The organism is Shigella sp. FC1661 (assembly GCF_001712525.1).
In the GTDB taxonomy this organism is placed as follows: Bacteria; Pseudomonadota; Gammaproteobacteria; order Enterobacterales; family Enterobacteriaceae; genus Escherichia; species Escherichia coli.
This window is the reverse complement of the sequence record NZ_MDGW01000128.1, coordinates 1-6,360: the sequence shown is the minus strand read 5'-3', so window position 1 is coordinate 6,360 and position 6,360 is coordinate 1. Positions and strand designations below refer to the sequence as shown.

Sequence of the window (6,360 nt, the reverse complement as noted above, 5' to 3'; positions counted from 1 at the left end):
GGCAACGAGAGATGAGTTCGGGGTCGAGGTAATCCCCCAGAGAAGTCAGTGGGTTACGCAGAGAATCGTAACGGGATACCAGATCAAGAGCCTGTCCAATGTGCATAAAAAAATCCGGAAACAAGTGAGCGTTTCCGGATTCTTACACAGCCACTGGATCGGTCAACTGATCCTTAACTGATCGGCATTACACCTTTTCGGTGGCGTTTTTTATCGCCCACGCACTACCAGCGCCTGGTCCAGCTCGCGATACGCTTCAACCAGTTTCTCTAGTGAAACGCGACTTAAACCGCTGGGATTTGGCAGCACCCAAATCTGCGTCGAACCAATGGTGAGCGTTTGTTTCCCCCACTGTGCACCGCGCTGGCTGAATCCCTGTTCATATGCTTGTTTGCCCAGAATCGCCAACGCCTGCGGCTGATAATCTTCAATTTTTTCAATCAGCTTACGCCCACCTGCGTGCAGCTCCTGCTTTGAAACTTCATTGGCTTGCACCGTTGGACGGTCTACCAGTTTGGTGACGCCACAACGATAATCCAGCAGATGCTGTGCCTCCTGCGGCTTCAACTGACGGTCGGTAAACCCGGCCTGATATATCACCTTCCAGAAGCGATTTGCTGGATGAGCAAAGGGAAAACCAGTCCCGGCGGATGAAAGCCCAGGGTTGATACCGCAAAACACGACCCGTAACCCTGGAGCCAAAATATCCTCAACCATATTTACTCCTTTCTAACATCACCAGGAAAAGTATAACGGATTGAAAATACATTGTTTATAAAAACAGCAGGCGCACGGTAATGGCTGGATTGCGACACGGAGTTACTTTATAATCCGCTACCATGGCCCCTTAGCTCAGTGGTTAGAGCAGGCGACTCATAATCGCTTGGTCGCTGGTTCAAGTCCAGCAGGGGCCACCAGATATAGCAAAGGCTGACGAGAAATCGTCAGCCTTTTTCTTTTTATATATCAGTTACTTTGCGTGCCAGTAAGCCGCTGCACGTACCCGCTGTGGGTCATACTGTTCCGCTTCAAAGCGGCGGCTTAAATTCTTAACGACTTTACCTTCGCCGGTTATCCAGATGAAGTAATCATCGGCAGGGATTTGCATCTGCGCCAGACGCGCATCTACCGCCTGCTCATCATGTGCCAGCCATTCGATATTAAAACCATCAAGGTGCGCGAGATAATCCTGACAGGCGTTATCCCGCACGCTAACCAGCGCACTAACTTGCGGTTTAACGGCAAGTTTGCTCAACGTTTCCAGGCGGCGGCGCAGTGCGGGCATTCCGGATTCATCGCAGACATACAGCTGATACGCGTAATCTTCCGGCACCACCAGCGAACCGCGCGGACCAGCCACCGTAAGTTTATCGCCCGGTTGCGCCTGCATCGCCCAGCCGCTGGCGACCCCACCGTCGTGAATAAAGAAATCGATCGCCAGTTCATGGCGTAGTTCGTCATACAGCGGCGTATAGTCACGCGACGGTGGGCGTGGTCCTTCCGGCCAGACGATGCCCTCTTCCGTTACCGTTGGCGGCACAAAGTGAGCGTCAGGTTGAGGAAAGAAGAGTTTGCTGTGATCGTCAAAGCCGCGCGATGTAAAACCGTCCAGCGCCTCGCCGCCGAGGACAATGCGCTGAAAACCGGCGCTGATGCGCTCAACGCGTAACACAGTCAGTTCACGGAAGCGCAGATCATTGCGAACGCGCTGCGGGTAGCGGGGGGAGTTATTCATTGTTATCGCCTTCGTGATGGTAATCAGATATATCTAAATAATTTTCGTAAATGATAATGATTGTTAATCATGATAAATGCAAGCGATTAGTAGAACTGATATGTCTATAGTCTGATAAGACGAACCGCCTCTTCTCAGGCATCATTACTCAACGCCGGATGCGGCGTGAACGCCTTATCCGGCCTACGTGTGAGATGAGTCCACATTTAAAAATCATTTTTATTCTTGCAAGAGTGCTCATATCAGATATAAATTAGATATATCTAATCAAGCAAAAGGAGGCTGATATGAGCCATCATCACGAAGGGTGTTGTAAACATGAAGGCCAGCCACGCCATGAGGGCTGCTGCAAAGGTGAGAAGTCAGAACACGAGCACTGCGGACACGGTCACCAGCATGAACACGGTCAATGCTGCGGTGATCGCCACGGTCGCGGCGGCGGTCGTCGGCAACGTTTCTTTGGTCACGGTGAATTGCGTCTGGTGATTCTGGATATTCTCTCGCGCGATGACAGCCACGGTTACGAATTGATTAAAGCGATTGAGAATCTAACCCAAGGGAATTACACCCCAAGCCCGGGCGTCATCTACCCAACGCTGGATTTTCTGCAGGAGCAGTCGCTGATTACCATCCGCGAAGAGGAAGGTGGTAAGAAGCAGATTGCGCTGACCGAACAAGGCGCGCAGTGGCTGGAAGAAAACCGCGAACAGGTGGAGATGATTGAAGAACGCATCAAAGCGCGTTGCGTTGGCGCGGCACTGCGCCAGAACCCGCAAATGAAGCGGGCGCTGGATAATTTTAAAGCGGTGCTGGATTTACGCGTCAACCAGAGCGATATCAGTGATGCACAAATAAAAAAGATCATTGCGGTGATCGACCGCGCCGCTTTTGATATTACGCAACTGGATTAATCGCCGCATCCGCCAGTGGCGCGGTGCAATTGCCGGATGCGACGCTTGACGCGCCTTATCCGGCCTACACCCGCTACACACCCCGCAGGCCTGATAAGATGCGCCAGCATCGCATCAGGCATTGTGCTCCAACCGCCGGATCCGGCATACCGATTAATGCAGCACCGTCACCGCGTCTTCCAGTCGGCTGGCGCGGTGTTTCACCATCGCCGACACCTGCGCACTCTCTTCCACCAGCTCAGCATTTTTCTGGGTGATCAGGTTAAGCTCATCCACTGCACGGGTCAGGCTGGAAAGCCCATCGGCCTGTTCCAGCGTTGAATGGCTAATCTGGGCGATCAACTGGGTGACGTTTTTCACCTGTGCCACAATATCTTCCATCGTCCGTCCGGCGGCGTGTACCTGCTGCGAACCGGATTGCACCTTATCAGCACTGGCATCAATCAGCTTGCGAATATCGTTGGCAGCATTAGCGCTGCGGCTGGCTAAATGACGCACTTCCCCTGCCACCACTGCAAAACCTTTGCCCTGTTCGCCGGCACGCGCCGCTTCCACCGCCGCATTCAGGGCCAGAATATTGGTCTGAAACGCAATATCGTTAATCAGCGAAGTAATGGTGCCAATGCGCTGGGTACTGTCGGCGATATCGTCCATTGTCTTGATCACCGTGGTCATCGCCTCCCCACCCTGCACTGCCGCATTACTGGCGGTGATAGAAAGTTTATCGGCAGCCGACGCCGTGGCAGAGTTCTGTTTCACCGACGCCGCCATTTGGTTCATGGTCGCCACCGTTTGCTGAACGTTATCAACTGTCTGCTGGGTATGTTCGTTCAGTTCATCGGTGCCTTTCGCCAGCGTCTCACTGCCATTTCTGACACTGGACACCTGGCTTGAGACATCGTTAATTAGCCAACGGCACATCAGGCCAAGCTGCCCTACCGCGCGTAATGTCAGCCCCAGCTCATCGCTGCGATTCAGGTGCTCAACACTATTACGCTCTCCGGTCGCCACCTTCAGTGCCTGACGGGCAACATTTTCTATCGGGCACACAATCTGCCATTCAAAACAAGCGCTTGCCAACAATACCACTAACACACAGAGGAAATACGTCACCACCGGGGCAGCAACAAACCAAAGCATGGCCGCCAGCAAGATAAACATCAGGGTCATAACTCCACGCACCCGCCAGCGAAGCGGTAATGAAGGCAGTTTACCCAGCCAGCCTTTACGCACCACCAGGCCTTTATGAATACGCTTACTGGTACGTCCGGCGTTCAGCGCTTTGTACAGCGGCTCCACCGCCGCAATCTCTTCATCCGTCGCCCGGGTACGAATCGACATATAGCCACTGATTTTTCCCTCGCGCACCATCGGTACCGCATTGGCCCGCACCCAATAATGGTCGCCATTTTTGCGGCGATTTTTCACGATGCCGCTCCAGGGCTCCCCTTTTTTCAGGGTGAACCACATATCCGCAAACGCCGCTTTTGGCATATCCGGGTGACGCACCATATTGTGCGGCTGCCCTTGTAACTCTTGCAAGGTAAAGCCGCTCACCTGCACAAAAGTGTCATTAGCATGAGTGATATAGCTTTGCAGATCGGTAGTGGACATCAGAGTGGTATCGTCCGCCAGCGGGGTATTTTGCTGGGTGACATACGGATGAGAAGACATGTTCGCGTCCTATGCAGGTTATATGGTTGTTAACTTCTTGTCAGAGTTTATGTCGGCCCCGCTGCGGTTATCTTTAACCGATTAATTTGATTTAGATCGCAATTTGCGATTAAAGCACAAATCTAATTCCTTGATTTAAAATACTTTCACTCTGTTACTATACGAAAACGTTAATTATCTTGCCCAAAATCAAGCAATTATCGCCCTGAAAACGTGCATTTGCACAGCAATCATCAAATCCATACCCGACAAAAACCGTGCAAAATAACAACGAATGTTAACAAATAGCATTAAATACTGCGCAAATGATAACCACATTTGTGTTTATCCCGATTTTCGCGATCGCAGCCGGAGTGGCGCAATCCCTGCAATACTTAAATCGGTATCATGTGATACGCGAGCCTCCGGAGCATATTTTGAACAGGTTACCTTCGAGCGCATCGGCTTTAGCGTGCAGCGCCCACGCCCTGAATCTCATTGAGAAGCGAACGCTGGATCATGAGGAGATGAAAGCACTTAACCGAGAGGTGATTGAATACTTCAAAGAGCATGTCAATCCGGGGTTTTTAGAGTATCGCAAATCTGTTACCGCCGGCGGGGATTACGGAGCCGTAGAGTGGCAAGCGGGAAGTTTAAATACGCTTGTCGACACCCAGGGACAGGAGTTTATCGACTGCCTGGGAGGTTTTGGAATTTTCAACGTGGGGCACCGTAATCCAGTTGTGGTTTCCGCCGTACAGAATCAACTTGCGAAACAACCGCTGCACAGCCAGGAGCTGCTCGATCCGTTACGGGCGATGTTGGCGAAAACCCTTGCTGCGCTAACGCCCGGTAAACTGAAATACAGCTTCTTCTGTAATAGCGGCACCGAGTCCGTTGAAGCAGCGCTGAAGCTGGCGAAAGCTTACCAGTCACCGCGCGGCAAGTTTACTTTTATTGCCACCAGCGGCGCGTTCCACGGTAAATCACTTGGCGCGCTGTCGGCCACGGCGAAATCGACCTTCCGCAAACCGTTTATGCCGTTACTGCCGGGCTTCCGTCATGTGCCGTTTGGCAATATCGAAGCCATGCGCACGGCTCTTAACGAGTGCAAAAAAACCGGTGATGATGTGGCTGCGGTGATCCTCGAACCGATTCAGGGTGAAGGTGGCGTAATTCTGCCGCCGCCGGGCTATCTCACCGCCGTACGTAAGCTATGCGATGAGTTCGGCGCACTGATGATCCTCGATGAAGTACAAACGGGCATGGGGCGCACGGGCAAGATGTTCGCCTGCGGGCATGAGAACGTACAGCCGGATATCCTCTGCCTTGCCAAAGCGCTCGGCGGCGGCGTGATGCCGATTGGCGCGACCATCGCCACTGAAGAGGTGTTTTCAGTTCTGTTCGACAACCCATTCCTGCATACCACCACCTTTGGCGGCAACCCGCTGGCCTGTGCGGCGGCGCTGGCGACCATCAATGTGTTGCTGGAGCAGAACTTACCGGCTCAGGCTGAGCAAAAAGGCGATATGTTGCTGGACGGTTTCCGTCAACTGGCGCGGGAATATCCCGATCTGGTACAGGAAGCGCGTGGTAAAGCGATGTTGATGGCAATTGAGTTTGTTGATAACGAAATCGGCTATAACTTTGCCAGCGAGATGTTCCGCTAGCGCGTACTGGTGGCCGGAACGCTCAATAACGCCAAAACGATCCGCATTGAACCGCCACTGACACTGACCATTGAACAGTGTGAACTGGTGATCAAAGCGGCGCGTAAGGCGCTGGCGGCCATGCGAGTAAGTGTCGAAGAAGCGTAATATCAAATCGGATGGCGATACGACGTCGCCGGTAATGCTGCCAACTTACTGATTTAGTGTATGATGGTGATTTTAAGGTGCTTGCGTGGCTTCCATTTCCATCAGATGTCCTTCCTGCTCCGCTACTGAAGGCGTGGTGCGTAACGGCAAAAGCACTGCCGGACATCAGCGCTATCTCTGCTCTCATTGCCGTAAAACATGGCAACTACAGTTCACTTACACCGCCTCTCAGCCCGGTACGCAC

6 protein-coding genes, 1 tRNA gene and 1 pseudogene are annotated in these 6,360 nt (G+C 52.5%); 4 read left to right on the top strand and 4 right to left on the bottom strand.

What is annotated here, in order from left to right:
• Positions 1–124: hypothetical protein (locus BFF42_RS27635; protein WP_227894989.1), on the bottom strand; the 124-nt coding region annotated here is incomplete at its 3' end.
• 86 nt (positions 125–210) lie between these two features.
• Entirely contained in the window at positions 211–717 is a 507-nt protein-coding gene (mug, locus tag BFF42_RS09135) for a G/U mismatch-specific DNA glycosylase (protein ID WP_000228937.1), read from the bottom strand.
• Positions 718–841: 124 nt separating this feature from the next.
• Between mug and BFF42_RS09130 the strand changes: the two genes are divergently transcribed.
• Positions 842–917, top strand: a tRNA-Ile gene (locus BFF42_RS09130).
• A gap of 53 nt (positions 918–970) precedes the next feature.
• On the opposite strand, the gene nfeF is transcribed toward BFF42_RS09130, so the two are convergent.
• Positions 971–1,735 (bottom strand): NADPH-dependent ferric chelate reductase NfeF, encoded by a 765-nt coding sequence (gene nfeF / locus BFF42_RS09125; protein WP_001065895.1) that lies wholly within the window; start codon positions 1,733–1,735, stop codon positions 971–973.
• Positions 1,736–2,022: 287 nt separating this feature from the next.
• On the opposite strand from nfeF, the gene nfeR reads away from it, so the two are divergent.
• Positions 2,023–2,646 carry a DNA-binding transcriptional regulator NfeR gene (gene nfeR, locus BFF42_RS09120; protein ID WP_000017993.1) on the top strand — a complete coding sequence of 208 codons (624 nt, stop codon included), beginning with the start codon at positions 2,023–2,025 and terminating at the stop codon, positions 2,644–2,646.
• 153 nt (positions 2,647–2,799) lie between these two features.
• Here the strand turns inward: nfeR and aer are convergent, their stop codons facing one another.
• The gene (gene aer, locus BFF42_RS09115) at positions 2,800–4,320 is read right to left on the bottom strand and encodes an aerotaxis sensor receptor Aer (protein WP_000094694.1); all 1,521 of its coding nucleotides are present in this window, start codon (positions 4,318–4,320) and stop codon (positions 2,800–2,802) included.
• A gap of 416 nt (positions 4,321–4,736) precedes the next feature.
• Here aer and ygjG point away from each other — a divergent pair.
• Together ygjG and BFF42_RS09105 are read left to right on the top strand one after the other, a co-directional pair.
• Positions 4,737–6,116, top strand: a pseudogene (gene ygjG / locus BFF42_RS09110) (putrescine aminotransferase).
• Positions 6,117–6,201: 85 nt separating this feature from the next.
• Positions 6,202–6,360 (top strand): IS1 family transposase (locus BFF42_RS09105; RefSeq protein WP_032277379.1); only part of this gene is annotated, 159 nt, incomplete at its 3' end.